This is a genomic window from Vannielia litorea (assembly GCF_018424695.1).
Lineage (GTDB): Bacteria > Pseudomonadota > Alphaproteobacteria > Rhodobacterales > Rhodobacteraceae > Vannielia > Vannielia litorea_A.
Window position 1 is genome coordinate 1 of sequence record NZ_QTNQ01000059.1, and the last position, 26,674, is coordinate 26,674.

Genomic DNA, 26,674 nt, shown 5'->3' on the forward strand with positions numbered 1-26,674 from the left:
GAAAAGGGCCAGAGAAAGTGCCAGAAGCAGCAGCGCCGCCCCCGCCGCCTGGTCGATCCGGTAGGACGCCATCAACCGGTAGAGATGCAGGGGAAGCGTGGCCGTTTCGCCATCGGCAAAAAGAGCGATCACACCAAGGTCTCCCATCGAAAGCGCCGCCGCGAGGCCGAGGCCAAAGCCGATGGGCCTTCTGAGCGCGGGCAGCGTCACCAGCCATAGCCGTGCCCAGCCGCTCATGCCGAGGCTGTCCGCAAGCCGCCCGCTGCCGGCCCGCATCTCTCGCGCGGCGGGCACCAATGCCGCCAGCGCGAAGGGCAGCGCCAGCACCGCGTTCACCAGCGCCGTCACCACCAGGGCAATCTCGTCGGGCCGTACCCAGCGATAGCTGAGGATGAAGAGACCCGTCCCGATGACCAGCGGCGACGCCGCGATTGGCAGGACACCCACCACCTGGACCCATAAGCCCCGACGCGCAGCCAACGCCATTGGCAGCGCCAGAGCAAGACACAGAGCTGCGGAGGCCAGCGCCACCACCACGGAGCGCCCGGCCGCCCACCAGACAGCCGCGGGCATCTCAGCTAGGCCCGTCACACCGCGCACCACCACCGCCCCCAGCGGGGCCATGAGGAAGAGCGCCGCCAGTGCGACGGCCAGGGCGTCCTGCACTCTGAGCCAGCCGCCCCCGTCCCAACGCCGAACCACGCCGCCCAACCCTCCGGCAAAGACGGCGGGTCGCGCGAGGCCCCAGGCCAGCGCCGCCGCCACGCCTGCGAGGCCAAACTGAAAAAGACCTAGTACCGAGGCGGCGCCCAGATCGAAATCGAACCGAAAGGCCTGGTAGATCGCCAGCTCAACCGTCGTCGCGCCCGGGCCGCCACCCAGCGCCAGCGCAACGGCAAAGCTCGTTAGGCACAGAGCGAAGATCAGCAGCCACGCGCCAGGCAGAACGCTGCGTAGCATGGGCCACTCCAACGCCCGCTGCACCGCACCTGCGCCCATGCCAAGCGAGGCCGCCAGCCGGAACCGCTCCGCAGGGATCGAGAGCCAGCCCTGCAGAACCAGCCTCACCGCCAACGGCAGGTTGAAGAAGACATGCGCCATGATCACCCCATGCGCACCAAAAGGGCTCACCTCCGGCAGGCCCAGAGCCCGCAACACCACGTTGGCCACACCGGAGCGCCCGAACACGGCGACGAGCCCTAACACGGCCACGATGGTTGGAAGGATAAAGGGGGCGCCCATCAACGTGATGACCGCCCCCCGCCCTACAAAACTCCGTCGCGCCAGGGCGCGCGCAACGGGAACTGCCAAAACCACACTCAACGAGGCCGAAACGAGGGCCTGCCAACAGGTAAACCAAACCGCATCAAGGGCTGCAGGCCCCACTCCGGCAAAGCCCTCAGCCCGAAACGCCACCGCACCCAGCGTGCCCAGCGTCAGCGTCAGAACAAGCGCCGACGCAAGGCCCGCAGAGGCGCGGGCTACTGGCTGAGCCCCTGTCGCCACGTCTCGATCGCATTCGATTTCAGGGCCTCGGCCTCTTCAGCGCCGACATAGATGACCTTGTCCGGCACCGGCAAGGTCTGGAAAACCTCCGGCAGATCTTCCTCGGCGAGCTTCGCCGGGAAGCTCCAGTTGCCTTCGGGGATCACCTTCTGGAACCCCTCGCTCAGGATGAAATCCATGAAGCTCTGCGCCAGGTCGGGCTGGTCGGTGCCGGCCAGTTTCGCGGCCAGCTCGACGTAGAGGTAGTTTCCCTCCTCGAAGATGGCCGCCCGTTTGGTTTCATCGTCCTCCGCCATGATGTGATAGGCGGGCGAGGTGGTGTAGCTGAGCACCATGTCAGCCTCGCCCTCGGTGAACAGGCCATAGGCTTCGCTCCACCCCTTCGTCACCGTCAGGATCTTCGGCGCAAGTCGTGCCCAGGCCTCTTCGGACTCCTCGCCGTAAAGCGCCTCGACCCACATGACCAGCGCCAACCCGGCGGCAGAAGCGCGGGGGTCCTGAATGACGATTCTGGTATCGTCAGGCATGTTCAACAGCGCTTCGAAGCTTCGCGGCGGCGTTTCGAGTCTCTGGTCGTATATGAAGGCGAGGTGACTCCAATCAAAGGGCAGGTACGTCTCGTCTTCCCACGAAACGGGCATGGTTAGAGCCGAAACATCCTGCCCATGCGGCGCAAACAGCCCGCTCTCTTCCGCGCGGGCGATCTCGTCCTGGCTGAGACCGATGGCCACATCAGCCTCGGTGCGTTCGCCTTCCAGCAGGATTCGCGGCAACACATCTCCAGTCACGAACGACAACTCGCAGCCACACTCCGCCTCGAAGGCGGCCTTGATCGCAGGGCCGGGGCCCCACTCGCTGGCAAAATAGTCAGGGGCATAGACCGTCAGGGTTTCCGCCGTCGCCATTTGAGCGACAAGGGTAAATCCCGCGGCGATGAGGGGGGCTTTCATGGGTCATCCTCCATTGCATGCGGGCGGAGCGGGCAATCGAGGTATCTCGAAACCTTCCCTCCGCCGGTTCTAGCCGGTTCAGGTTCAGCGGGTTCGCGGGCACATCCTGCCGCATCTCAGCCCCATGCGAGGGCACCCCGAGGTGAGCCACACCATAGGGCTGTGCCGTGCGATGGCAAGCAAGTCACGCATCGCCGATATGCATCGCCGGTCGTTCCATTCGCCGTCCAGCAGCCTAAAATGGCGAACAAGCCCCATGGAGACCCTGATGTTAGTCCGCCTCGCCACCCTCTTCGCTTTGTCGCTCGCCCTTCCCTCTCATGGCGAAGGTGTCGGCGGCTTCCAGTTTGCCGGGGTCAGTTTGGAGACAGGCGGGTTCCCCGGGGACCGGCGGTATACCCGCCTGACTGGCGCCATGCACGCCGACTACGCGCTGGGCTGGGCCGATCTCGGCGTCGATCTTGAGCTCTCGGCCACCGGGGCCGAAGGCGATGACCTCAATACCGCTGGCGCGCTCTTTCACCTCACCTCTCGCCCTCTCGGAAAGTCCCTGTCCCTCGGCCCGTATCTCTGGCTCGGCACACAGTCCGAGGGCGGTGCAGCTTTTGCCATTGGCGTGGAGGCCGCCGTTCATACTAACTCTGGATGGGGCGGAGAGCTTTACTTCGGCGAAACGCGCGGCGGCCTGCTGGGTGATGACGGCTACGCCACCAACAAGGGCCTGCGGGTGAGCTATTCCGGCAAGGGGCGGTTCTCCGGCTATGCCGCCCTGTCGAAGGACACGCTCAACATGGACTCGGGCGATCAGGATTTCTATCGCTTCGCCCTGGGCCTCGACACCTGGCTCGATCTCCCAACAGCGGGCAACCCGGGCCGTTCTGCACGTCTCTCTGTCGCCGCCGGGCAGCACCACTTCGACTTGCTGGGCGAGCGCGAAAACTGGGTCTCCATCGGTGTGACGATCCCCCTGTCGCACAGCACGGCCCGGCAGCCTGCCTTTTCCTCGCAGCGGGGCGTGACGCACAACCTTCCGTTGCCGTAACAGAATTTTCTCACGTTAACCGATAGTTAACCTTGGTTAACCCTGCGTCACCCAATTGCAACAATCCGACGCGGACGGCGGGATAAGCGCAAAATGGTCAACGTTGCAAGTTGGTCCCGTGCTATTTTCGATCGCATGAGAAGGCGCTCCAAGCGCCTCGCTAAGACCAGTGTGGTTGCGTGTGCCCCATGGTTACCGGGGACTCGTTGCTAACCTGAATCGGCAGGAGCTCGGGATCCCCCAGTGCCACCGGGGGCCTCTGAACGAGCTGGGCGGTGGCACAGTCATCATCGCATGTCCCGGGCTTCTGCCGATTTGTTTCTCCTTGGCACTCCGCGCCTCAACGGCTAACTCCTTTCCCGCAAAGGAGCCCGCGTTCATGAGCCTCAACACCTTCGGCCACCTCTTCCGCGTCACCACATGGGGCGAAAGCCACGGCCCTGCCCTTGGCTGCACCGTCGATGGCTGCCCGCCGGGCGTGCCGGTTACCGCCCAAGACCTGCAAGTCTGGCTCGACAAGCGCAAGCCGGGGCAGAACAAGTTCACCACCCAGCGCAAGGAGCCTGATGAGGTCGAGATCTTGTCGGGCGTTTTCGAGGGCGTCACCACCGGCACGCCGATTCAGCTCATGATCCGCAACACCGATCAGCGCTCGAAGGATTACGGCGACATCGCCGAGAAATTCCGCCCCGGGCATGCTGACATCACCTACTGGCAGAAATACGGCATTCGAGACTATCGCGGCGGCGGGCGCTCCTCCGCGCGTGAAACCGCAGCCCGCGTGGCCGCAGGTGGGCTGGCCCGCAACGCCCTGGCCACGCTGGTGCCCGGACTCAACATCACCGGCTTCATGGTGTCCATGGGCGACCGCGCCGCCGACCCAGCCCTCTACGACATGGCTGAGATCGATCGAAACCCCTTCTGGACGCCCGACGCCGAAGCCGCGAAGGACTGGGAGGGATACCTCGGCGATCTGCGCAAGAGCGGCAACTCGGTTGGCGCCGTTATCGAGGTTGTCGCCTCCGGCGCCCCTGCGGGCCTTGGCGCACCCGTCTACGGCAAGCTGGATACCGATCTTGCCGCAGCCATGATGAGCATCAATGCCGTGAAGGGTGTGGAAATCGGCGATGGTTTCGCCGCCGCCCGCCTCACCGGCGAGGCTAATGCTGACGAAATCACCATGAGCCAGGGCGGTCCCGTCTATTCTTCCAACCACGCGGGCGGCATCCTCGGCGGTATCTCCACCGGGCAGGATATCGTCGTGCGTTTCGCGGTGAAGCCCACCAGTTCCATCCTGAAGCCGCGCCGCACGATCACCAAGTCGGGCGAAGAGACCGAGATCGTCACCAAAGGCCGGCACGACCCCTGCGTCGGCATCCGCGCCGTGCCGGTGGGTGAGGCGATGATGGCCTGCGTGCTTCTTGACCACATTTTGCTGCACAGAGCGCAGGTTGGAGAGGGGCTGCCCGGAAAGATCGGCTGACGGGTTCACACACACCTGCAAAACATGCACCCTATGTCCCATTAACCAAATCGGGACTTTCAGCATGACAGATTTTTCCTTCGGCAAATCCATGGCCGTAATGCGCCGCACGGCCCCCTTCATCCTCTTCCGCATGGCCGTCTACTTCGGCATTGCGGTGGCCTATATCGTGGTCACGGGCACCGGCGCGGGTATCGGATGGACGGTTGGGCTCGCCGGGACAGACGATTTCCAGGCCTCCAGCACCGCCTGGGGCGGGGCCATCGGCCTCGGCACAACTGCCGCCATCCTCTACTTCCTGCGCGAATACATCCTCTACATGGTCAAGGCCAGCCACATTGCGGTGATGGTTGAGTATCTCGAAGGCAAAGAGCTGCCCGAGGGCCGCAATCAGATCACCCACGCCCAGGCGGTTGTGAAGGAGCGCTTCGGCACCTCTAATACCCTCTTCGCGCTCGATCAGATCATCAAGGGCGTGCTCAAGGTCGTCGTCGGCATCATCCAGGGGATTGCCAACATCCTGCCAATTCCCGGCCTCGACGGCGCGGTAAAGCTCATCCGGGCCTTCCTGAAAACCGCGGTGGGCCTGCTGGACGAAGTGATCCTTGCTCACCTGATCCGCACCAAGGAAGAAAACCCCTGGTCCGGGGGCCGCGACGCGCTGGTGCTCTACGCCCAAAACGCCAAGCCCATGCTGATGAATGCCGCATGGATAGCGCTTGCCTCGTGGATCCTCTCTTTCGTCGTCTTCCTCGTCATGCTGGCTCCCGCCGCGCTGGTGGTCTGGATGATCCCCGGCAGTTGGTCCGCCGGGGGCTTCATCTTCGCCATTATCTTCGCCTGGGCGGTGAAGGCCGCGCTGATCGAGCCCTTCGCCATCGCCTGCCTGCTTCAGGCCTACTTCAAGGTGACAGATGGCCAAACGCCAAACCCCGAATGGGTCGCCAAGCTGGAAGGCGCGTCGAAGAAGTTCAAGGAGATGGGGCAGAGGGCCGCCAACTGGGCCACTGGGGGCCGCGCCGGCAGTACCGCCGACGCTTAGCCCTGGCGTTGCCCTGACACCGCTCCTGACACCACCCTGTCAGGGGCGCTCTGCTACTGAGGCCGCAGCAACAGGAGCCACCCCAATGATCACCTTCTTCCATTCCCCTAACTCCCGCAGTTCCACAGTGGCTATGGCCATCGAAGAAATGGGTATTTCCGCCGAGATAGAGACTAAAATTGTCACTGTGTCCCGACAGGACGGTTCCGGCGGCCCCGACGCGGACAACCCTCACCCCGAGCACAAGGTGCCTGCCCTGGCAGTGGATGGCGTGCTGGTGACAGAACGCGCCGCCATTCTCGCCCTGCTCTCCGAACTCTACCCAGACGCACCGACGGCCATACCCCCCGGCCATCCCGACAGGGGGCCATTCCTGATGTGGCTCGCCTATTACGCCGGCGTGGCAGAGCCGCTCATCATGGGAATGGTCTGCGAGGTGGCCGACAACCCGGTCTGGGTCACCACCTACCGCGACATGCCTGCCATGGCCGCCCGGCTCGAAGCGGCGCTTGAGGGCCGTGACTACCTGCTCGAAACCGGCTTCTCCGCCGCCGACCTGCTCATGGCCTCGCCCTTCCAGTGGAATCGCGACTGGCTGCCCAAGTCACCGGTCATCGAGGCATGGTTCGAAAGGGTCACCGCCCGTCCGGCGGTGCAGGCCGTGATCGCGCGGGACAACGCTTAGGTCGGGGTGCGCCCCGACTCTAGCTTCCGGCCTTCTTCGCCACTTTCGCCAACTGCACCAGCAGAATGCCCACGGCAATCACTGCCACACCAACGAGGTCCAGCGCCCCGATGCGCTCGTCAAGAAAGATCCAGGCCACCAAGACACCAAAGAACGGATTCAGAAAATGGAAGGTGGCGGCCTTCACCGCCCCGATCCGCCCGACCAGCAGGAACCAGATCCAGGTAGCCAGCAGACCGGGCACAAAGACCGTGTAGAGGAAGGCCAGCGTCAGCGACGTGCTCGGGGTGTAAGTCCACATCTCGAAAAGCACGGAAGGCACAAACAGACATGCCCCGCCAATCAGCATCTGGTATCCGACAACCACCATAAGGTTGCCGCCGCCACCACTTGCTCCCCGCAGCGCCAGCGTGGCCACCGCAAGCGCGCAGGCCGCCGTCACACAGAGCGCCACGCCCGGGAGGCTCACCCCGGCTTCCAACCGGGCGCCCATGATGAGCAGCACGCCTCCGAAGCCCAACACCAGCCCGAGCACCCCGATGCGTGGCAACTTGTCGCCCAGCGCCACCCATCCGATCAGCCCCACTAGGAGCGGCATCGAAGAGGCGATGATCGCCGCCAGCCCGGCCTCGACCCATTGCATGGCAATGAAGTTCAGGCCGAGATAGAGAGCGTTCTGGCAGATCCCGAAGATGATCGTCGCCCGCCACTGGCCCCGGGTCAGGGCAAAGCTCTGGCCCAATGCCCGCGCGATCAGCAACGCGATGCACCCTGCCAGGAAGAACCGAACCGATGAAACAGCAAGCGGCGGCGCACTCGTCACGATGATCCGAGCCGAGGTGAATGCCGACGACCAAATGAAGGCAAAGGTCAGCCCCATGAAGATTGCCCGAATATCCATTCCGCTCCCTCGTGCTCGCTCCACCGCCCTACGCCTGCCGTTCGCGCGCGTCCAGCCGATTTGCATGACGACGGCAAGCATGTAGGCTGACGCAACGGAAACCGCACGAGGCGAGGCGATGAAAGTTGGCAAAGCGAACCTGCGGCTTGAGCCGCTCGCGCTCTTCAATCAGTACCTTGGCTATTATCCTGACGGCCTGAAGTATCTCGGTTATCGGCAGTTCCCGGTAGCCCTGCTCGACTGCGCAAGCCACCCGACGCCACCGAACCTGCCCAACACCATCCCGATCCCGTCCTTTACCAGCATCCAGCTGCCTCTGACGAACGGGAAGGGCAAGCTGGACCGGCCAGGCACCAAGGCCAGGGCTGTCCGCACCGGGCAAGTCACCGGGCACAGCACGTTCCAGCAGGTCATTGCTGATGTTGCCAAGCAGCATCCGCCACTGGCGCTGAAGGTTCCGCGCACCCAGATCCTCGCGCTGCACAACAGCAGCCAGTCCCGGCAGGTCATCGTCTGGCCCGAGTATCTGCCCTATGCCGCCGTCTGGCAGCCCAACCGAAACAAGCCGCGCGAAGTGCTTTTCACTGTCTGCCTGCCCATCGGCGGTACCTACGGCTACATCGACACATACGATTGCCAACTGGGCAAGCCGCTTCAGGACCGGTCCGTAAAGGGAAGCCTCCACGTCTCCGGCCCCGAAAAGCAGCGGGGTGCCAAGAGGCTGCGCTATGTCGAGTGGGTCACCGCCGGCCTGCTGGGCGAGAAGTTTCTTACCACCATGATCTCGCGGTTCCGCCTCGATCAACTCGCCGAGGCCAATCGCACGCCGCGCAAGTGGCACGAGCCCTCCGAAGAGTTTTGGGATTCTATCGAAGACGGCTTCTGACAGGCAGCAAACGAAAAGGCCGCCCGGCAAGGGCGGCCTCGAAAGCCTTGGCAGCTTTTTGCGTTCGGCTCAGCCGTTCACGCTGTCTTTCAGAGCCTTGGCGATGGTCATCTTCACCACCTTGTCGGCGTCTTTCTTGATCTGGTCGCCAGTGGCGGGGTTGCGCACCATGCGCTCGGGGCGCTCGCGGCAGTAGATCTTGCCCACACCGGGGAGGGTCACGGCGCCACCGGCCGAAACTTCCTTGGTGATGATCGACGTGATCGCTTCCAGCGCCGCTGCGGCCGACTTCTTGTCGCTGTCCAGCTCGTCTGCGATCGCGGCGACCAGTTGCGTCTTGGTCATCGGTTTGGTTGCCATGTACTTGTCTCCTCGTAAGTGACCCAAGTCTGGGTCTTATGTTCGGCAAATCTACGCCATCTTGCGGCGTCCCACAACGTTTAGTGGCCTTTGAGCCAGTAAATCAAGGCGTTTTCTGCGATTTTCGGCGCTAGAGGAAGGCGGTTTCGTCGAAACTGCGCAATTTCCGGCTGTGCAAGCGCTCCAGCGGCATGGTGCGCAGGTGTTCCATCGCTCGAATCCCAATAAGCAAGTGGTTTGCGACCTGCGACTTGTAGAATTCCGAGGCCATGCCCGGCAGTTTCAGTTCGCCATGAAGCGGTTTGTCCGAAACGCAAAGCAACGTCCCGTAGGGCACCCGGAAGCGGAAGCCGTTGGCGGCTATGGTGGCGCTCTCCATGTCCAGCGCAATCGCCCGGCTCTGGCTCAGCCGCTGCACCGGCCCCGACTGGTCGCGAAGCTCCCAGTTGCGGTTGTCGATGGTCGCCACCGTGCCTGTCCGCATGATCCGCTTCAGTTCGAATCCTTCAAGCTGGGTCACGTCGGCCACGCCCTTCTCCAGCGCAATCTGGATCTCGGCGAGCGGCGGGATCGGCACCCAGACCGGCAGGTCATCGTCCAGCACGTGATCTTCGCGCAGGTAGGCATGGGCCAGCACGAAATCGCCAAGGCTCTGGCTGTTTCGCAGCCCGGCGCAGTGGCCCACCATCAGCCAGGCATGGGGGCGCAGGACGGCAATATGGTCGGTCGCCGTCTTCGCGTTCGACGGACCGACCCCGATGTTGACCAGCGTGATCCCGGCCCCGTTCTCCGCCTTCAGGTGATAGGTCGGCATCTGCGGCATCTTGGCCGGCTGCACGATCTGGGCGTCCGGGGCGGTGATTTCCACGTTTCCGGTGCTCACGAAACTGGTGTAACCACTCTTCGGATCAGCCAGCACATGCCGTGCGTAGGCCTCGAATTCCTCAACGTAGAACTGGTAGTTTGTAAACAGAACGTGGTTCTGGAAGTGGTCCGCCGCGGTGGCCGTGTAATGGCTCAGCCGGGCCAGCGAGTAGTCGATCCGCTGGGCGCTGAACGGGGCCAACGGGTGGCTGCCATCCTCGTGCAGGTAGCCGAAGTCATCCACGATCGCGTCATTGGTGGTGCTCAGGTCAGGCACATCGAACACGTCGCGCAGCGCATAGCTCAACGCCCCGTCTTGCGGCACCGTCACATGGGCGTCGTTAGCCACGGCAAAATGCACCGGGATCGGCGTTGAGGACGGCCCGATCAGCACCGGCTGGTTGTGATTGCGCATCAGCAGCCCGATCTGCTGCTTTAAATAGGCCCTGAACAGATCGGGCCGGGTGACGGTGGTGCTATAGGTGCCTGGCCCCGCCACATGGCCAAAACTCAGGCGGCTGTCGGTTTTGACGTGGCTCGTCGTGGTGATGCGGATTTCGGGGTAGAACGCCCGATAGCGCACCGTCGGCGCCTCGCCCGTTACCGCCTCGCTGAAGTGCTTGGACAAAAACCGCGTGCTGTCGTGATACAGCTCTTCGAGCCGCGCCACCGCTTTTGCAGGGTCGTCAAACAGCTCGGCCCGCTGGCCTTCCGGCGTAACCACCGGCGTGATCTGCTCATTCGCGTTCAACTTGCCCCCTCCTCGAACAATTCGGTCAGCTCGAACTTTGTCACATCTACAAGCCCGAGATCCGATATCCTGAGTTCGGGTATCACGACCAGCGCAAGGAGAGAATGCTGCATGTAGGCATTGTTGAGCGTGCAGCCGCAGGCTTCCATCGCGCGCACCATCTGCGCGGCTTTCTCCGCCACGTCCTGCGCCGGACTGTCGCTCATCAACCCGGCAATGGGCAACTCGACCAAGGCCAGCTCTTCACCGTCTTTCCAGACCGTCACGCCACCGCCAACTTCGCCGAGGCGGTTTGCCGCGCGTGCCATCATCTCCCGGTCTGTGCCGACGACGATCATGTGGTGGCTGTCATGTGCCACGGTCGAGGCCATCGCCATGCGCCCCTCGTAGCCGAAGCCCTTCACAAAGCCATTGGTCACGCCCCCGGTGCCGCGATGCCGCTCCACCAGCGCGATCTGGCAGGTGCCATTCGCGCCCTCTGCCACGCCATCCACCACCGGAAGATCTTCCACCAGCGCCTTCGTCGGCGCCTGGTTTTCCACCACACCAATTACCCGCGCCCGGACGGAATTTGCACCGTCCGGCGCCGTGATCACAAAATCATCCTCGGCGAGTGCCTTGCCCAGGTTCACGGTTGCCCGCGCGTGATCTGGCCAGTTCAGATGCGGAAAATCGACACTAACCTTGCCATTTTCCGCCACCAGCACACCTTTAGCCCAAACCTTTTCAATCGGCAGCGCCTTCAGGTCGGAGGTCAAAATCACATCCGCTCGCCGCCCCGGCGCGATACTGCCAAGCTCCCGCTCCAGCCCGAAGTGCGTGGCCGTGTTCACAGTCGCCATCTGAAGCGCAATCAGCGGGTCGCAACCGCACTCGATTGCATGGCGGACAACCCGGTTCATATGCCCGTCATTCACCAGCGTCCCCGAATGGCAATCATCGGTGCATAGGATGAAGTTGCGCGGGTCCAGCCCCTTCTCGGTCACCGCCGTAATCTGGCTCTCCACGTCATACCAGGCGCTCCCCAGCCGCATCATCGAGCGCATCCCCTGCCGCACCCGCATCACCGCATCCGCCTCGCCAGTGCCCTCGTGGTCATCCGCCGGGCCGCCGGCCACATAGGCATGGAAGGCCGGGCCAAGATCGGGCGAGGCATAATGCCCGCCCACCGTCTTGCCCGCCCGCTGCGTGGCGGCGATTTCGGCCAGCATCTTGGCATCACCCGCTGACACCCCGGGAAAGTTCATCATCTCCCCCAGCCCGATGATCCCCGGCCATGCCATGGCCTCGGCCACATCCTCGGGCGTGATCTCAAAGCCCGTCGTCTCCAACCCCGGCGCAGAAGGCGCACAGCTCGGCATCTGGGTATAGATCGAAACCGGCTGCAACAGAGCCTCATCATGCATCAGTCGCACGCCTTCGAGGCCCAGCACGTTTGCAATCTCATGCGGATCGGTGAACATCACCGTCGTGCCATGCGGGGTGACGGCGCGGGCAAACTCGGCAGGCGTCAGCATCCCGCTCTCAATATGCATATGCCCGTCGCACAGCCCGGGGATGATGTAGCGCCCCTCGGCCTCCACCACCTCGGTGCCCTGACCGATGCAATGCGCGGCATCCGGCCCGACATAGGCAAACCGGCCCGCCTTCACCGCCACCTGCCAGCCGTCCAGCACCTCGCGGCTCTGCACGTTCACCAACCTGCCGCCGCGGATCACCAGATCCGCCGGTTCGCGCCCTGCGGCGACCGCCACCAGCTCCGGTGCCGCCTCCGCCCATGTTTTGAAATCAGCCGTCATGGCGCAATTGTCCATGGCGCGCGCCCATCCGCAACCCCTGCCGGAACCGCCCCCGCGTCACTCGCGTTTTCCGCTCATGAATGCCGCTCCTTCTTCCCTCGTCTACTACCCCGACAGCCGCCCCGGCATCGCCCGGCGCCGCTGCGGGCGCGGCTTCACCTACACGGCACCAGACGGCACCACGATTGATGATCGCACCGAGCGCGCCCGCCTCAAGGCCCTCGCCGTGCCACCCGCCTACGAGGATGTGTGGATCAGCCCCAAGGTGAACGGCCACCTGCAAGCCACCGGTTACGATGCCCGCACCCGCAAGCAATACCGCTACCACCCGGATTGGACGGCTTTTCGCGCCGCCACGAAATATGCCGAGCTCCCCGCCTTCGGAGAGGCCCTGCCCGCCATCCGACGCCGTGTCGCCCGCGACCTGAACCTCGACGCAGGCGAAGAGCCTTTTGCCCTCGCCGCCGTCATCGCGATGATCGACAGGCTCTCTCTACGGGTGGGAAACAGTGACTATGCTGCCGAAAACGGCACCTATGGCGCCACCACGCTCCGCTCCCGCCACCTGCGGCTGAAAGATGGCGACCTGCACCTTGGCTATACCTCCAAGGGCGGCAAGAAGGTGCGGCGCAAGATCGGCAACAAGCGGCTTCAGCAAACCCTGCAAAAGCTCGATGACCTCCCCGGCGCCGAGCTGGTGACATGGGTGGATGAAGAGGGCAAGCCTCGCACCGTCAGCTCCTCGCGCGTGAACGACTGGCTGGCCGAAATCACCGGAACGCCGGGAATCACCGCCAAGACCTTCCGCACATGGTCTGGCTCCGTCGCTGCGCTGGAGGCGGCGAATTTGGCGGAAACGGTCACCATCAAGGGCATGGCCGAGGCCGCCGCCGACCGGCTCGGCAACACGCCCACGATCGCCCGCAACAGCTACATCCACCCGGCCGTCATAGACCTCGCCGAAGATCCCGTCGCGCTGCCTGAAACCGCCCCCGAGCGCCCCGGCCTGCGCCTCCCCGAGCGCCGCCTGCTCGCACTCATCGAGCGCTGGAAACCATAGGCAACACATCGCGCTTTTGATCGGCGGGCGCTTGACCCGCCCGCAGGGCGGACTATTCGTCATCTCATGCAAAAGGGCCTCTTCTCCAGCCTGCCAAGCATCAGCAACTGGCCTGCGCGCACCGACCTTTCGGCAGCGAGTGTCTGGGCCATGCGGAACGGGCTGGCAGAGGAAGGGGATTTCCTGGCGCTGTTTGAAGCTGACGATGGTGCCGTGCTGGCCTGCGATGGAAGGGGCATCGGCCCCAACGACATCCTCTCCGAAGGACATTCCGGGCTCAGTGCAGCACTCGTCGATACGCTTGGGCAGATCGAAGCCCGCTGTCTGGTCTTCGCCCGGCCTTGCCACAGCCGCACCGTCGCAGCGCTATCTGTCAGTCAGATTCCGCCGATCTGCCCGGATTCGGCTCTGTTTCACCGCAAACATACCATAGATGGCGATTTCGGCGGTCGGCCTCTTGCTGAAGAGGCGCCCCGACTTGCCGCCATGCTCACGGTGCCCGAGGCCCGTGCCGTGCTGATCGGCAACCTCGGTGTCATCACCCTTGGCGCAAGCGTGGCGCAGGCGCTCTCTCGCCTCCATCGCTTCGAACGGGCGGCCGATACCTATCTGCGCGCCCTCGCGACCGGCCAGGGCCTGCGCCTGCTGCCCGACGAACTCGCGGTGGCGCAGCCCGAGCCAGACTCCGATGCCTTTTTCGCCGCCATCAAGCAGAGCGCCAGTGCCTGACATCTCAGGCAAAACCTTGCTCTCGCTGGGCCACGGCTACTCCGCACGGGCGCTCGCAGCGCGTCTCGCCCCCGAGGGATGGCACATCATCGGCACCACCCGCGGCGCCGAGAAGCTCGACGCACCCCACGCCGAAATGCACATCTGGCCGGGCACCGATCTGGGCCCGCTGGTAGCCCGCGCCAGCCACGTGCTGCTGAACGCCGGACCAACCGATGAAGGCGATCCGTTTCTGCCTGAGGTTGGCGGCATGCTGGCACAGAGCCGACCGGAATGGATCGGCTATCTCTCCACTACCGGCGTCTATGGGGACCACGCGGGCGGTTGGGTGGATGAACAAACGCCCGTTGCCCCTTCCACCCGCCGTGGTGAGCTGCGGGCACAGGCCGAAGCCTCTTGGCAGGCGCTCGCCGCGACCCACGCTCTGCCGTTACACATCTTCCGCCTTGCCGGCATCTACGGCCCCGGACGCGGCCCGTTTGCCAAGGTCCGCGCAGGGAAAGCCCGGCGTATCATCAAGCCCGGACAGGTCTTCTCTCGCATTCACGTCGAAGACATCGCACAGGTGCTCGCGGCCTCCATCGTCCGGCCCGATCCCGGCGCCATCTACAACCTCTGCGATGATGATCCCGCCCCACCCCAAGACGTCATCGAACACGCCGCGCAGCTTCTCGGCATGCCGGTGCCCCCGGCGATTCCCTTCGAACAGGCGGAACTATCTCCCATGGCCCGCAGTTTCTATGCAGAGAGCAAGCGGGTGAGGAATGACCGTATCAAGCGAGACCTTGGCATCGAGCTCCTCTACCCGACCTACAGGGAGGGCCTCAGAGAGCTCCTCGAACGGGAATGAGATTCGGTCTCTTTCCGACGTGCTCGACGCGCTGGACGAGCTGACTTCAGCTGAAACCGTTTCGATTGGCGACTTGCTCGAAGAGGTCGGCCCCCGAGCCTTCGCTCCGCTCATCCTGATCCCGGCCCTGATCCTAGTCACCCCGATTTCCGGCATTCCGGGCCTGCCGACCGTCGGTGCCGTACTCATAGGCCTCGTGATCGTTCAAAAGCTGATCGGCAGAAGGCACCTTTGGCTGCCGGGCTGGCTCACGCGGCGCAACGTGAAGGGGCAAAAGCTGGGCGAAGCGGTGGATTGGATGCGCAAGCCCTGTCGCTGGATCGACGCGCATTCCCGCAAGCGCCTGAGCCCGCTGGTTTCGCGCCCGGCAAACCTCGTGACTGCGTTCGTGATCACACTGATCTGCCTGATCATCCCGTTCCTTGAGCTGTTGCCCATGGTCACGTCGCTCTTCGCCGTGGTGATCAGCCTGTTCGCAATCGGCCTGCTGCTGCGCGACGGGCTCTACACGCTCTTCGGGTATCTGTGGATCGGGGTGGCAGCAGGCACGATTTACTGGCTGGTGAGCTAGGTCAGGCGCGCTTCGACCCGATCTGCGCCACATCCAGAACGCTCAGCACCTTGGCTTCAACGTGCTCCGCGTTCATCGCGGCCACATCCCACATGTCGCGCGGGCTGGCCTGGTCGATGAAGATATCGGGCAGCACCATAGAGCGGTATTTCAGCCCTTCGTCGAACACGCCTTCCTCGGCATAAAGCTGTGCGACATGGCTGCCAAAGCCGCCCACCGCGCCCTCTTCGATTGTGATCACAGCCTCATGCTCGGCGGCCAGACGGAGGCACAGCGCGCGGTCGAGCGGCTTGGCAAACCGCGCGTCGGCAATGGTCGGGGTCACGCCCCGCGCCGCAAGGGCCTCTGCCGCCTGCATCACCTCGGCCAACCGGGCCCCGCAGGAAAGCAGCGCCACACGCTTGCCCTCCTGGATGATCCGGCCTTTGCCGATTTCGAGCGGCACGCCACGATCAGGCAACTCAACTCCCATGCCCTCCCCGCGCGGGTAGCGGAAGGCGATAGGGCCGTCGTCATGCGCGGCGGCCGTGGCCACCATATGGCGCAGCTCGGCCTCATCCGCCGCCGCCATCACCACGAATCCGGGCAGGTTCGACAAGAAGGCCACGTCAAACGCGCCCGCATGAGTCGCCCCGTCGGCCCCCACCAGCCCGGCCCGGTCGATGGCAAAGCGCACCGGCAGGCGCTGGATCGCCACGTCATGCACCACCTGATCGTACCCGCGTTGTAAAAAGGTCGAGTAAATGGCGCAGAAGGGCTTCAGCCCGCCCGCCGCCTGCCCGGCGGCAAAGGTCACGGCGTGTTGTTCCGCAATGCCGACATCAAACACCCGGTCGGGAAACCGCTTTCCCACAAGGTCCAGCCCTGTGCCATCGGGCATCGCGGCGGTCACCGCGGTGATGCGCGAGTCGTCCTCTGCCTCCCTGATCAGGCTCTCCGCGAAGATCTTGGTGTAGCTCGGCGCGTTGCTCGGCGCCTTCTTCTGCTCGCCTGTCACAACATCGAATTTGGCCACGCCATGGCCCTTGTCGGCGGCCTGCTCGGCGGGGGCATAGCCTTTGCCCTTCTTCGTGATCACATGCAGCAGCACAGGCCCCTCGGCCCGCGCCTTCACCGTCCGGAGCACCGGCAGAAGCTGCTCCATGTCGTGCCCGTCGATCGGCCCGACATAGGAAAAGCCAAGCTCCTCGAACATGGTGCCCCCCACCGTCACGCTCTTGAGCAGTTCCTTTGCCCGCCGCGCGCCCTCCTGGAACGGCTCGGGCAGCAGGCTCACGGCCCCCTTGGCGGCGGCCTTGAACTCCTGAAACGGCGCACCGGCATAGAGGCGGCTCAGATAGGCGCTCATCGCACCCGTCGGCGGCGCAATCGACATCTCGTTGTCATTCAGCACCACGAAAAGCCGCTTGCCCATGTGGCCCGCGTTGTTCATCGCCTCATAGGCCATGCCCGCGCTCATTGCGCCATCGCCGATCACCGCAATTGAATCGCCCAGCGGCGGGTCACCCGGGGCACCGAGATCGCGCGCCACGGCGAAGCCCAGCGCGGCGCTGATGCTGGTGGAGCTATGCGCCGCACCGAAGGGATCATAGGGGCTTTCCGAGCGCTTGGTGAAGCCGCTGAGCCCATCCTTCTGACGCAGGGTGCGCATGCGGTCGCGCCGCCCGGTCAGGATCTTGTGCGGGTAGCACTGGTGGCTCACGTCCCAGATCAGCCGGTCGCGCGGAGTGTCAAACACGGCATGCAGCGCTACTGTCAGCTCTACCACACCCAGTCCGGCACCCAGGTGCCCGCCCGTGTGGCTCACCGCGTCAATCGTATCGGCCCTGAGCTCGCCGGCCACCTTGCGCAGCTCCGCGTCACTCATCTGTCGCAGCGCGGATGGCTCATTGACCCGATCTAGAAGCGGGGTGGCTGGGCTCTGGCTCATTCTGGCCTCCTAACTGCGCCGGGCAATAACGAAACGCGCAAGCTCCCGCAACGTTTCCGCATCCTGCCCATAGGGCTCCATCGCCGCTATGGCTTCGCCAACGAGGTCTCCGGCCCGTTTCCGCGCAGCCTCCAACCCGAGGAGCGACACGAACGTGGCCTTGCCCCGCGCGGCATCCTTGCCCACCGCCTTTCCAACGGCGTCCGCGCTGCCTTCTACATCCAATATGTCATCAAAGATTTGAAAGGCCCGCCCAACAGCCTCGCCATAGTGTCGCAGCCCGTCCGAATCCGTGTCCGCCATGCGCGGCCCGGCAAGGGCCGACCAGGTGATGAGCGCCCCGGTCTTGCCCGCCTGTAGCGCCTCGATCTCGGGCAGGGTCAGCGGCTTTTCGGCGCTTTCGGCGGCAATGTCTGCCGCCTGCCCACCCACCATTCCGGCCACACCGGCGGCTTCCGACAGGCTCTGTACAAGCGCAATGCGCGCCTCAGCGGGCAGATCGGCACTGGTGATCAATTGGAACGCCATCGATTGCAGCGCGTCACCCGCCAGCACCGCCGTTGCCTCGTCCCACTTGCGATGCACCGTCGGTTGACCGCGCCGCAGGTCGTCATCATCCATGCAGGGCAGATCATCGTGGATCAGGCTATAGGCATGCAGCGCCTCGATGGCCCCGGCCACCGGCCCCGCCTTAGCTTCCACTCCGTGCAATCGCGCCGATTCGACCACCAGAAGCGCCCTCAACCCCTTGCCGCCCGTGCAGGCATAGCGCATCGCGTCGGCAATCCGGCCCGCGCCGGGCAGCGCGGCAAAGATCGCCGCGCTTGCAAGCTCACGCGCCTCAGAAAGTCTCTGTTTCACAGCAAAACGGCCTCAGTCGACGTCCAGCTGCTGGGTGCCTGTCGGCGTGCCTTCGCCATCGGTGGTGATCTTGGCCACCTTTTCCTCGGCCTGCTTCAGCAGCGTATCGCAGCGCGTGCGCAACTCCGAGCCGCGCTGGTAGAGCGCAATCGAATCCTCAAGCGGCACGTCGCCGCCTTCAAGCCGGCCCACCACGTTTTCCAGCTCGCGGATCGCCTCTTCGAAGCTCATCTCTGCCACCGGCTTGTCGTTCATCTCTCGCCCCGCTTCATCAGCACCTTCACATGCGCTGCCGTGCTCGCAGCCAGCGCCTCCAGATCATATCCGCCCTCCAACGTCGAGACCACCCGGCCCCCCGCATGGGCATCCGCCACGTCGCAAAGCCGCTCGGTCGCCCAGGCAAAATCCTCCTCCCCGAGATTCATCTGCCCCAGCGGATCGGCTCGATGCGCATCGAATCCCGCAGAAATCAGTACAAGCTCCGGCGCGAAATCGTCGAGCGCAGGCAGCACCTCGGCCTCCATCACACGGCGAAAGCTCTGGCTGCCGGTGTCCGGCGGCAGGGGCACGTTCATCACGTTGTTGTCGGCACCCGCCTCGTGCTGCGCGCCAGTGCCCGGGTAAAGGGGTGACTGGTGGGTAGACACGAAGAGGCAGCGGGTTTCGTCCCACAGCAGGTCTTGCGTGCCATTCCCGTGGTGCACGTCAAAATCCATGATCGCCACGCGCCTCAACCCATGCACATCCAGCGCGTTCTTCGCGGCGATAGAGACGTTTCCGAACAGGCAAAACCCCATCGGCGTCGTCTTCTCTGTATGGTGGCCCGGCGGGCGGGCAGCAACGAAGGCGTTTTGCGCATCACCACGCATCACCCGCTCAACAGCCGCCACGCAGCCGCCCGCACCACGAAGGGCCGCAATCAGAGAGCCGGCCATCACATGGGTGTCCGCGTCGATCGCGGCCCAGCCATCACCCGCAGCTTCCACGGCGCGTTCCACGGCAGACACATGGGCCTCCGGATGGGCGCGCAGCAATTCGGCGCGGTCGGCCAGCGGGCAATCGTGCCAATCGAGCGCAGCAAAATCCGGTCCTTCCAGCACCTCCAGAATCGCCTCCAGCCGCGCAACCCGTTCCGGGTGCCCCGGGGGCGTCAGGTGTTTTAGGCAGTCGTCATGTGTAAACAAGGCAGTTGTCATGCCGCCACCCTGCCGCGCTGCGCGCGCGCTCGCAAGCTACTCGGGCACACGAAAGGTGAGCGAAGCCCAGAGCGAGCGCCAAACAGGCCCGGCCTCCACATCGTCATTGTTGGTGGTCTGCACCACCACCGAATCCACGAGGTATTCATGCCCGGGCGTCACATCAAAACGGGCGCGCCCGCCCCTTGTGGTCTTCAGCTGAATGACCTCAACGCTGCCGTCAGGCGCCTTGTCGAACACCTCCACCTGCGCGTTCCCGCGCTTGGCGCCATAGTGATAGACATCCACCAGCATCCCGCCACCCAGGTTGTCGGTATAAGGGTTCAGCACGGCCACGATCTCCAGGTCCAGCCCCACTTCTACATCCTTGCCTTCGCCGTTCCCCACGGCAAAAAGCGCCTTGGCGTAACGCCGGTAGGCCTCCTTGAAGCCCGCGTCCGGCAGCCCGCGCTCGCGGTGCACCTCTTCAAGGAACGCCCAGTCCTTGTGGGTGATGAAGCGCTTGAACACCTCGATGTCCCTGTAGGTGAGCGTGAAATCTGTGGTTTCGTGCACGGCTATCATGAGCCCCTCCGCAGGGGCCGGGATGTTGAGCGCCGGGCGGTCTCCCACACGCGGTGTCACCTCTGTCTTTACCTCCGGGGAGGCCACAAAGAACTGCTCGGAGCGGCCGGGCACAAAGACGTAGCCCGCGCCCTTGAACTCTTGCCCTACCCTGAACTCCGCGCTTAGCGTGCCGCCAACCGGCACCTCATAGGCATCGGGCGAAATCCAGAATTCATGGGCCTGCGCAGGCAGCGCGGCGATGAGGCAGAAAGCGAGCGAGGCGAGACGCATGAAGAGCACCCTTTGGCAGACCCTTCGCAGACTGGCACTCGCCCTCCTGCTGTCAACCCACGCCTCCGCGAGCACCGCACATGAGTTGAACCCCTCTGTGGCGGATGTGACGGTTTCCGCAGAAACAGTGACGCTTTTTCTCACCCTCAATGCCGAGGCAGTTTTGGCCGGCGTCGATCAGTCCACCGGCGAAAACACCGATGACGTGCCACAAGCCGATGCCTATGACGCATTGCGCGCCCTGCCCGCTGAAGAACTCGCCAGCCGCTTTCGGACCGCATGGCCTGAATTGCGCAACAGTTTCGAAGTGCTGGCAGGCGGGGCGCCCGTGTCGCTCACGCTGGGCGACGTTTCCGTGGCAGAGGTGCCTGACGCCTCGTTGCCGCGCGACACGAGCGCTGTGATCACAGGCACCCTGCCAGCCGGTGACGCGCCTGTCACCATCGGCTGGGCCTCCACCCTCGGGCCGCTGATCCTGCGGCAGATGGGCGGCGGAGAGGATGCCTATTCCGATTTTCTCAATCCCGGCACCGCCAGCCAGCCCCTGCCCCGCACCGGAGAGGTCGTCACCGAAGGCTGGTTCCCGCTTTTCGGTCGCTACATCATCGTCGGCTTCGAGCACATCATCCCGAAGGGGCTCGATCATATCCTTTTCGTGCTCGGCCTCTTCTTCTTCTCGCTGCACCTGCGGCCGCTGTTGTGGCAGGTCACCGCCTTCACCCTCGCGCACACCATCACTCTGGCTCTGGCAAGCCTGAAGATCGTGCTGATCCCCGCAACCGTGGTCGAGCCGCTCATCGCCGCCTCCATCGTCTATGTCGCGGTGGAAAACATCTTCGGCGGTCGGCTTGGCTGGTGGCGCGTGGTGATCGTCACGCTCTTCGGCCTGCTGCACGGACTTGGCTTCGCCTACGTGCTGGGTGACGTGGGGCTCGAGCCGTCGCGCTTCCTCGCCGGGCTGATCGGCTTCAACATCGGGGTCGAGATCGGGCAACTCACAGTGCTTGCCGTGGCGTTCCTCACCGTCGGCTACTGGTTTGGTCAGAAGCCCTGGTATCGCAAGGCCATCGCCATACCCGCTTCGGCGGCGATCGCGCTCATCGCGGCCTATTGGGTGGTTGAGCGAACCCTGCTCTGAGGCGCTACTTCATCGTTGCATTGATCTTGCCACGCGCCGCGCGGTCCTTGCCCAGCTTCTGCTCGCGCCAGACGATGAAGACGCCCGCGCAGATCACCAAGGCCGCACCACCCAGCATTTGCAATGTGGGCAGTTCGTCAAACACGAAGTAGCCGATGATGAGCGCCCAGATCATCGAGCTGTAAGTGTAAGGTGCCAGAAGCGAGGCGTCCGCGAACCGATAGGAGGAGGTCACCAGGATCTGCCCTGCGCCGCCTACCAGCCCAGCGCCCACCAGCAGGATCCACTCCTGCGGGCTTGGCCAGACCCAGCCCCACGGGATCGTCAGCAGCGAAAGCAGCGTGGCCGTCCCCGAGAAGTAGAAGACGATGGCGGCTGTCGATTCCTTCGAGGCCATGGCCTTCACGAAGATCTGCGCCAGCGAGGCCAGGAGCGCCGAGGTCAGGATCATCACGGTGCCAATCAGCTCTTTCTCTCCGCCTTCCAGCGACAAGCGCGGCCACATGATGATCAAAACCCCTACAAGCCCAATCGCGACGGCGCTGATTCTGAGCAGCCGCACCCGTTCGCGCAGGAAGATCGCGGCAAAGATCACGATCAGGATCGGCGTGATGAACCTTAGCGCTGTGACTTCCGGCAGCGGCAGATAGCGCAGTCCCAGGAAGCCCAGCCCCATGGCGCCCGACCCGACGATCGCCCGGATTGCATGGCTCCGCACGCTCTGCACTTTCAGGCCGCTCGGCATATCTCCCCTGAGCCAGAGCCAAAGCACGATGACTGGCAAGCCGCAGCCCGCGCGGAAGAACACGGTCTGTCCCACGGGAATACCGTCTGCCGCCTTCACGAGCGCGCCCATGATGGTGAAAAGGAATATCGCGCTCAATGTGAGCGAAATGCCAACAAGGGGTTTCATCGCGCAGGTCTGTAGGGTCTTGCAGCCCTTAGATCACGCCCGCTCCCGGGGTGCGACCGCAAACTGCCCGCCTAGTTCTGAACCGTCATGTGATAGGCGGAAACGGCTGCATTCACTCCATGCGACGCCCGCGATAGGGAATAGGGGCCGATGCGGTTGGCATGCACGATGAATGTCACGCTTGCCGGCTCCCGTGCGGAGATATCCATCACGTAGACGCGCGCATCTATTCCCTTCGCCGTGAATGCACGTTGAATCTGCCGCGCCATCCGGAAGCCCTCCGCCTCTGTCGGTTCGTGCAAGCGCAGGTGTACCTGCAAGTCACGCGAGTCCCCAACCATGCCACCGAAAATCACGCTCTCGATGCTCTGCGCCAGGGGCCGGAAGCTCGGGTCACCGGAAATCTTGTAGTAGCCCAGCGCAAACATCGAGGGCAGCGCCACGACGAGAGCCAGGAAGAGACCGTATAGTAATTGCTTGACCCACATAAGGGGCCTCCGGGCATGAAAAAGGCGGCGCCAGTCTCTCAGCACCGCCTTTCGATCCCGTTAAGGCCCGTGGATCAGCTGCGCACCAGCTTCTCGTAACTGTCGCTGATGTCGCGGGTCAGGCTGCCCACCTCGAACCGCCAGTCGCCGATTTCGCCCACCGGCGTCACCTCGGCGGCGGTGCCGGTCAGCCAGCACTGCTCAAAGCCTTCCAGCTCCTCGGGCATGATGTGGCGCTCGTGCACCTTGATCTGCCGATCCTCCAGCATCCCGATCACGGTCTGCCGGGTGATCCCGTTGAGGAACACATCAGGCTTGGGCGTATGCACCTCGCCATCCTTCACGAAGAAGATGTTGGCGCCGGTCGCCTCGGCCACATAGCCGCGATAGTCCATGAACAGCGCGTCAGAGCAGCCCTTCGCCTCGGCGGCATGTTTGCTCATGGTGCAGATCATGTAGAGCCCGGCGGCCTTGGCATGCACCGGGATCGTCTCCGGGCTCGGTCGCTTCCACTTGGCCACGTCCAGCTTGGCGCCCTTCATCTTGGCGTCGCCATAGTAGTTGCCCCACTCCCAGCCGGCGATCCCCACGCGCACCGGGTTGCGCAACGAAGACACGCCCATGTCTTCGCCCGAACCGCGCCACGCGACGGCGCGCACATAAGCGTCGGTCCAGCCGTTCGCCTTCAGCATCTCGTATTTCGCCGCTTCCAGCTCGTCGACCGTGTAAGGGATCTCGAAATCCAGCCACTTCGCCGAGGCGATCAGTCGCTCACTGTGCTTGCGGCTCTCGAAGATCGTGCCGTTGTAGCAGCGCTCCCCTTCGAACACACTGGAGGCGTAGTGCAGCCCGTGGGTCAGCAGGTGTACGTTGGCGTCGCGCCACTCCACCAACTTGCCATCCATCCAGATCTTGCCGTCGCGGTCATCGTAGGCACCCGCCATCGGACCCTCCTCATTTTCCAAATATTGCGCGCTATAGGTCCGATGCGGACACAATGTTGCGCAAAACCTGCGACTCACTACCGATCCGCGCTTGGAAAGTCAACAAGGCTGACGTATTGTCTCGCCCCAAGAGGAGAAATCCAGCAAGGACAACACCATGGCCGACGGCCCCGGCAACGCGCAGACCAGCGAAAGCCTGCTGTTTCTGACCGATGAGCAGCTTCGCAAGGGAATCGAAGCCATGTTCTTCGCCTATCGCGGCTTCACCGCCGACCCGGATCGCATCCTGGGCGAACTCGGCTATGGTCGGGCGCATCATCGGGCGGTGCACTTCATCCACCGATCCCCTGGCACCACCGTCAACAACCTGCTCTCCATCCTTGGGGTCACCAAGCAGTCTCTCAACCGCGTGCTGCGAACGCTCATCGAGGACGGCTTGGTGGAAAGCCGCGTTGGCCGGCAAGACAAGCGCGAGCGCCATCTGCACCTCACCGAGGCCGGCACCCGGCTGGAGCGGCAGCTCTCCGATGCCCAGCGCGACCGGATGCGCTCTGCCTTCCGTCATGCCGGTCCCGAAGCCGTGATTGGTTTTCGCACCGTGCTTGAAGCCATGATGGACCCGGAGATGCGGCACCACTATACCGCGCTCAAGGAGGGGAGCTGATGAACCCGGTAGACCAGTGCGACGCCCATCTGCTGATTGTCGATGACGACGAGCGGATACGCGGCCTGTTGCAGAAATTTCTTCTGCGCCACGGCTTCATCACCACCTCGGCGCGCGACGCCGCCCACGCCCGCCGGCTCCTGAGCGGCCTCGAGTTCGACCTGATCGTGATGGACGTGATGATGCCCGGCGAAACCGGGGTAGAACTCACCCGCAGCCTGCGCGAAACGCTGACCACCCCGATCCTGCTCCTGACCGCGAAGGGCGAAACCGAAGACCGCATCGCCGGGCTGGAGGCCGGGGCCGACGATTACCTGCCCAAGCCATTCGAACCCAAGGAGCTGCTGCTGCGCATCAACGCCATCCTCCGCCGGGTGCCCAACGAAGTGGCCGTGGATACCGGCCCCAAGGTGCTCTCGCTCGGCCCGGTCCGCTACGATGTGGCCCGCGGCGAGATGTGGAAGGGCGAAGAGATGGTCCGGCTGACGGCGACGGAATCCGCCCTTATGCGCATCTTCTCCGCCCAGCCCGGCGCCGCCGTCACCCGCAACAAGCTGGTCGAAGACCTCGGCCGCGATGGCGGCCAAGCCCAGGAACGCGCGGTCGACGTCCAGATCACAAGGCTCCGCCGCAAGATCGAGACCGACCCAAAGCAACCGCGCTACCTGCAAACCGTACGCGGCGAAGGCTATATGCTGGCACCGGATTGAATGCCGAGCAGGCTCCCGCCCTAGCGCAAGATGGTGTATCCGATAAAGCCTGCAACGACGCCCGGGATCATCACAACGGCAAAATCGGTGCTGAAGCCTTCACCGATACCGAGAAACGACCGCCCCACCATCATGCCGACGCCGATGAGCACCAACAGCGTGTACTCATTGCCTCCGGAGCCATGAGGCCGCGCGACGCGCAAGGCCACCCAAGAGATAAGCGCGATGACAAGGGCCTCCGCGAAGGGAAGCAGACGCATGAACAGCACGACTCTGTCCACGGATTCGTCGCTCACCTTGCCCGTGGCAATCGCACTCAGACCGGGGTTCAGCAAGGCAAAGAGACGATCCATCACGCCCACCCCAAGCAGGCTGATGACACACGCCAAACCCGTCTTCGACAAGAAGCCGCTCTTCATTCCCACATTTTCCTGCCGATAGTCCCCTCACCAGCCAGCCTTGGCCTCACCAACCCATCCACATCCGTCACCCCAAACGCGCCACCGCCCAGCGCGCCGCATCCGCCACCACCGGGTCGTCATCCTCGCAAAGTCCCTGCGCCACCAGCCTCAGCCGCGCCGCACCCGAATTCCCAATCGCATAAAGCACATTCCGCACAAACCGCCCGCGCCCGATCCGTTTGATCGGCGAACCCGAAAACCGCGCCCGAAAACCGGCATCATCCAGCGCGGCCAGCTCCTCCAACGCGGGCAAATCCGTCTCCGTTCCACCGTGATACCGCATATCCGCCGCCTCCACGGCGAACTTGTTCCAGGGGCAAACCGCGAGGCAATCGTCACAGCCATAAATCCGGTTGCCCATCTTGCCGCGCAAGGCCTCCGGCACCGGCCCCGCGTGCTCGATGGTCAGATAGGATATGCACCGCCGCGCATCGAGCTGGTAGGGCGCCGGAAAGGCCTCGGTCGGGCACACATCGAGGCACTTTCGGCAAATCCCGCAATGATCCACTTCCGCAGGATCAGGCTCAATTTCAAGCGTCGTGAACACAGATCCGATGAAAAACCACGAGCCCATGTCACGGCTTACAAGGTTGGTGTGCTTGCCCTGCCACCCCAGCCCTGCCGCCTGCGCCAACGGCTTCTCCGCCACCGGCGCGGTATCCACAAAAACTTTGATCTCCCCGCCGAACTCGTCGATCATCCAGCGCCCCAGCCGCTTCAGCCGCTTCTTGACGATGTCGTGGTAATCCCTCCCTCGCGCATAGGCCGAGATCAGCCCCCTGTCGCGCGCCTCTAGCGCTGCCATCGGGTCAAACTCCGGCCCGTAGCTCTCCCCGAGCACGATCACACTCTTCGCCTCGGGCCACAGAACCGACGGATCCTCGCGCCAGTCTACCCGGCGCTCCATCCAGCCCATCTCGCCATGACGCCCGCGCGCCAGAAACGCTCGCAGCCCCTCCGGCACCCCCTCCAAGGGCCCCGCCCGTACCACACGGCACAAAGAGAACCCCTCCTGAAGCGCTCGCTCAACCACGGCGCCACGCAGTCCCTCTC

Annotated in this window: 28 protein-coding genes and 1 riboswitch; of the genes, 12 read left to right on the plus strand and 16 right to left on the minus strand. The window is 64.0% G+C overall.

What is annotated here, in order from left to right; translation table 11 throughout:
- Positions 1-1,506: thiamine/thiamine pyrophosphate ABC transporter permease ThiP (locus DYI42_RS16975; RefSeq protein ID WP_213547352.1), on the minus strand; the 1,506-nt coding region annotated here is incomplete at its 3' end.
- On the minus strand, positions 1,482-2,456 hold the full coding sequence (locus tag DYI42_RS16980) for a thiamine ABC transporter substrate-binding protein (RefSeq protein ID WP_213547353.1): 975 nt from the start codon (positions 2,454-2,456) through the stop codon (positions 1,482-1,484). The genes DYI42_RS16980 and DYI42_RS16975, both read right to left, overlap by 25 nt.
- A 38-nt stretch (positions 2,457-2,494) precedes the next feature.
- A riboswitch (TPP riboswitch) is annotated at positions 2,495-2,606 on the minus strand.
- Between the two features lie 118 nt (positions 2,607-2,724).
- Here DYI42_RS16980 and DYI42_RS16985 point away from each other — a divergent pair.
- The 4 genes from DYI42_RS16985 to DYI42_RS17000 all read left to right on the plus strand — a co-directional run bounded on the left by DYI42_RS16985 (position 2,725) and on the right by DYI42_RS17000 (position 6,708).
- On the plus strand, positions 2,725-3,498 hold the full coding sequence (locus tag DYI42_RS16985) for a hypothetical protein (RefSeq protein WP_213547354.1): 774 nt from the start codon (positions 2,725-2,727) through the stop codon (positions 3,496-3,498).
- Between the two features lie 379 nt (positions 3,499-3,877).
- On the plus strand, positions 3,878-4,981 hold the full coding sequence (gene aroC / locus DYI42_RS16990; RefSeq protein ID WP_213547355.1) for a chorismate synthase: 1,104 nt from the start codon (positions 3,878-3,880) through the stop codon (positions 4,979-4,981).
- 64 nt (positions 4,982-5,045) lie between these two features.
- Positions 5,046-6,023, plus strand: a complete 978-nt coding sequence (locus DYI42_RS16995; RefSeq protein ID WP_213547356.1) for a hypothetical protein — start codon at positions 5,046-5,048, stop codon at positions 6,021-6,023.
- Between the two features lie 133 nt (positions 6,024-6,156).
- Positions 6,157-6,708 (plus strand): glutathione S-transferase family protein, encoded by a 552-nt coding sequence (locus tag DYI42_RS17000; protein WP_213547358.1) that lies wholly within the window; start codon positions 6,157-6,159, stop codon positions 6,706-6,708.
- Between the two features lie 19 nt (positions 6,709-6,727).
- Here the strand turns inward: DYI42_RS17000 and DYI42_RS17005 are convergent, their stop codons facing one another.
- A complete protein-coding gene (locus DYI42_RS17005) occupies positions 6,728-7,609 on the minus strand; it encodes a DMT family transporter (RefSeq protein ID WP_213547360.1) in 882 nt (293 codons plus the stop codon).
- Between the two features lie 118 nt (positions 7,610-7,727).
- Between DYI42_RS17005 and DYI42_RS17010 the strand changes: the two genes are divergently transcribed.
- Positions 7,728-8,495 (plus strand): hypothetical protein, encoded by a 768-nt coding sequence (locus DYI42_RS17010; protein ID WP_213547362.1) that lies wholly within the window; start codon positions 7,728-7,730, stop codon positions 8,493-8,495.
- A 69-nt stretch (positions 8,496-8,564) separates the two neighbouring features.
- Here the strand turns inward: DYI42_RS17010 and DYI42_RS17015 are convergent, their stop codons facing one another.
- The 3 genes from DYI42_RS17015 to ade all read right to left on the minus strand — a co-directional run bounded on the left by DYI42_RS17015 (position 8,565) and on the right by ade (position 12,269).
- Entirely contained in the window at positions 8,565-8,855 is a 291-nt protein-coding gene (locus DYI42_RS17015; RefSeq protein WP_213547363.1) for an HU family DNA-binding protein, read from the minus strand.
- Between the two features lie 130 nt (positions 8,856-8,985).
- Positions 8,986-10,452 (minus strand): AMP nucleosidase, encoded by a 1,467-nt coding sequence (locus DYI42_RS17020; RefSeq protein WP_440870647.1) that lies wholly within the window; start codon positions 10,450-10,452, stop codon positions 8,986-8,988.
- Between the two features lie 14 nt (positions 10,453-10,466).
- A complete protein-coding gene (ade, locus tag DYI42_RS17025) occupies positions 10,467-12,269 on the minus strand; it encodes an adenine deaminase (RefSeq protein WP_213547367.1) in 1,803 nt (600 codons plus the stop codon).
- Positions 12,270-12,345: 76 nt separating this feature from the next.
- On the opposite strand from ade, the gene DYI42_RS17030 reads away from it, so the two are divergent.
- The 4 genes from DYI42_RS17030 (at position 12,346) to DYI42_RS17045 (ending at position 15,479) form a co-directional block, all read left to right on the plus strand.
- Entirely contained in the window at positions 12,346-13,329 is a 984-nt protein-coding gene (locus tag DYI42_RS17030) for a DNA topoisomerase IB (protein ID WP_213547369.1), read from the plus strand.
- Positions 13,330-13,395: 66 nt separating this feature from the next.
- Positions 13,396-14,058, plus strand: coding sequence for a class II aldolase/adducin family protein (locus DYI42_RS17035; RefSeq protein WP_213547371.1), 663 nt, complete (start codon positions 13,396-13,398; stop codon positions 14,056-14,058).
- Positions 14,051-14,908 (plus strand): SDR family oxidoreductase, encoded by an 858-nt coding sequence (locus tag DYI42_RS17040; protein ID WP_342344681.1) that lies wholly within the window; start codon positions 14,051-14,053, stop codon positions 14,906-14,908. Before DYI42_RS17035 ends, DYI42_RS17040 begins: the two co-directional genes overlap by 8 nt.
- A 19-nt stretch (positions 14,909-14,927) precedes the next feature.
- The gene (locus DYI42_RS17045) at positions 14,928-15,479 is read left to right on the plus strand and encodes an exopolysaccharide biosynthesis protein (RefSeq protein ID WP_342344682.1); all 552 of its coding nucleotides are present in this window, start codon (positions 14,928-14,930) and stop codon (positions 15,477-15,479) included.
- A gap of 1 nt (position 15,480) precedes the next feature.
- Here DYI42_RS17045 and dxs read toward each other — a convergent pair whose 3' ends face one another.
- From dxs to DYI42_RS17070, 5 genes are read right to left on the minus strand one after another with little or no spacing between them, the layout of a single operon-like run.
- Positions 15,481-17,409, minus strand: coding sequence for a 1-deoxy-D-xylulose-5-phosphate synthase (gene dxs / locus DYI42_RS17050; protein ID WP_213547377.1), 1,929 nt, complete (start codon positions 17,407-17,409; stop codon positions 15,481-15,483).
- Between the two features lie 9 nt (positions 17,410-17,418).
- Positions 17,419-18,270, minus strand: coding sequence for a polyprenyl synthetase family protein (locus tag DYI42_RS17055; protein WP_342344683.1), 852 nt, complete (start codon positions 18,268-18,270; stop codon positions 17,419-17,421).
- A 12-nt stretch (positions 18,271-18,282) separates the two neighbouring features.
- Positions 18,283-18,525 carry an exodeoxyribonuclease VII small subunit gene (locus DYI42_RS17060; RefSeq protein WP_213547379.1) on the minus strand — a complete coding sequence of 81 codons (243 nt, stop codon included), beginning with the start codon at positions 18,523-18,525 and terminating at the stop codon, positions 18,283-18,285.
- Positions 18,522-19,466 carry a histone deacetylase family protein gene (locus tag DYI42_RS17065; protein ID WP_213547381.1) on the minus strand — a complete coding sequence of 315 codons (945 nt, stop codon included), beginning with the start codon at positions 19,464-19,466 and terminating at the stop codon, positions 18,522-18,524. Before DYI42_RS17065 ends, DYI42_RS17060 begins: the two co-directional genes overlap by 4 nt.
- Positions 19,467-19,502: 36 nt before the next feature.
- Positions 19,503-20,303 carry a DUF4198 domain-containing protein gene (locus tag DYI42_RS17070; protein WP_213547383.1) on the minus strand — a complete coding sequence of 267 codons (801 nt, stop codon included), beginning with the start codon at positions 20,301-20,303 and terminating at the stop codon, positions 19,503-19,505.
- Between DYI42_RS17070 and DYI42_RS17075 the strand changes: the two genes are divergently transcribed.
- Positions 20,302-21,441 carry a HupE/UreJ family protein gene (locus tag DYI42_RS17075; protein ID WP_244867988.1) on the plus strand — a complete coding sequence of 380 codons (1,140 nt, stop codon included), beginning with the start codon at positions 20,302-20,304 and terminating at the stop codon, positions 21,439-21,441. The genes DYI42_RS17070 and DYI42_RS17075 overlap by 2 nt on opposite strands.
- Positions 21,442-21,445: 4 nt before the next feature.
- Here DYI42_RS17075 and DYI42_RS17080 read toward each other — a convergent pair whose 3' ends face one another.
- From DYI42_RS17080 to DYI42_RS17090, 3 genes are all read right to left on the minus strand, one after another.
- Positions 21,446-22,354, minus strand: a complete 909-nt coding sequence (locus tag DYI42_RS17080) for a DMT family transporter (RefSeq protein ID WP_213547387.1) — start codon at positions 22,352-22,354, stop codon at positions 21,446-21,448.
- Between the two features lie 71 nt (positions 22,355-22,425).
- Positions 22,426-22,842 carry a hypothetical protein gene (locus tag DYI42_RS17085; RefSeq protein ID WP_213547388.1) on the minus strand — a complete coding sequence of 139 codons (417 nt, stop codon included), beginning with the start codon at positions 22,840-22,842 and terminating at the stop codon, positions 22,426-22,428.
- Between the two features lie 74 nt (positions 22,843-22,916).
- Positions 22,917-23,786, minus strand: a complete 870-nt coding sequence (locus DYI42_RS17090) for a branched-chain amino acid aminotransferase (RefSeq protein WP_213547389.1) — start codon at positions 23,784-23,786, stop codon at positions 22,917-22,919.
- Between the two features lie 157 nt (positions 23,787-23,943).
- Here DYI42_RS17090 and DYI42_RS17095 point away from each other — a divergent pair, with 157 nt between their 5' ends.
- Both DYI42_RS17095 and DYI42_RS17100 read left to right on the plus strand, forming a co-directional pair.
- Complete coding sequence (locus DYI42_RS17095; protein WP_213547390.1) at positions 23,944-24,450, plus strand: MarR family winged helix-turn-helix transcriptional regulator; 507 nt, start codon at positions 23,944-23,946, stop codon at positions 24,448-24,450.
- Positions 24,450-25,160, plus strand: coding sequence for a response regulator (locus DYI42_RS17100; RefSeq protein ID WP_213547391.1), 711 nt, complete (start codon positions 24,450-24,452; stop codon positions 25,158-25,160). Before DYI42_RS17095 ends, DYI42_RS17100 begins: the two co-directional genes overlap by 1 nt.
- 20 nt (positions 25,161-25,180) lie before the next feature.
- Here the strand turns inward: DYI42_RS17100 and DYI42_RS17105 are convergent, their stop codons facing one another.
- Positions 25,181-25,579 carry a hypothetical protein gene (locus tag DYI42_RS17105; protein WP_213547392.1) on the minus strand — a complete coding sequence of 133 codons (399 nt, stop codon included), beginning with the start codon at positions 25,577-25,579 and terminating at the stop codon, positions 25,181-25,183.
- 67 nt (positions 25,580-25,646) lie between these two features.
- The gene (queG, locus tag DYI42_RS17110; protein ID WP_213547395.1) at positions 25,647-26,666 is read right to left on the minus strand and encodes a tRNA epoxyqueuosine(34) reductase QueG; all 1,020 of its coding nucleotides are present in this window, start codon (positions 26,664-26,666) and stop codon (positions 25,647-25,649) included.
- Between the last annotated feature and the right edge of the window lie 8 nt (positions 26,667-26,674).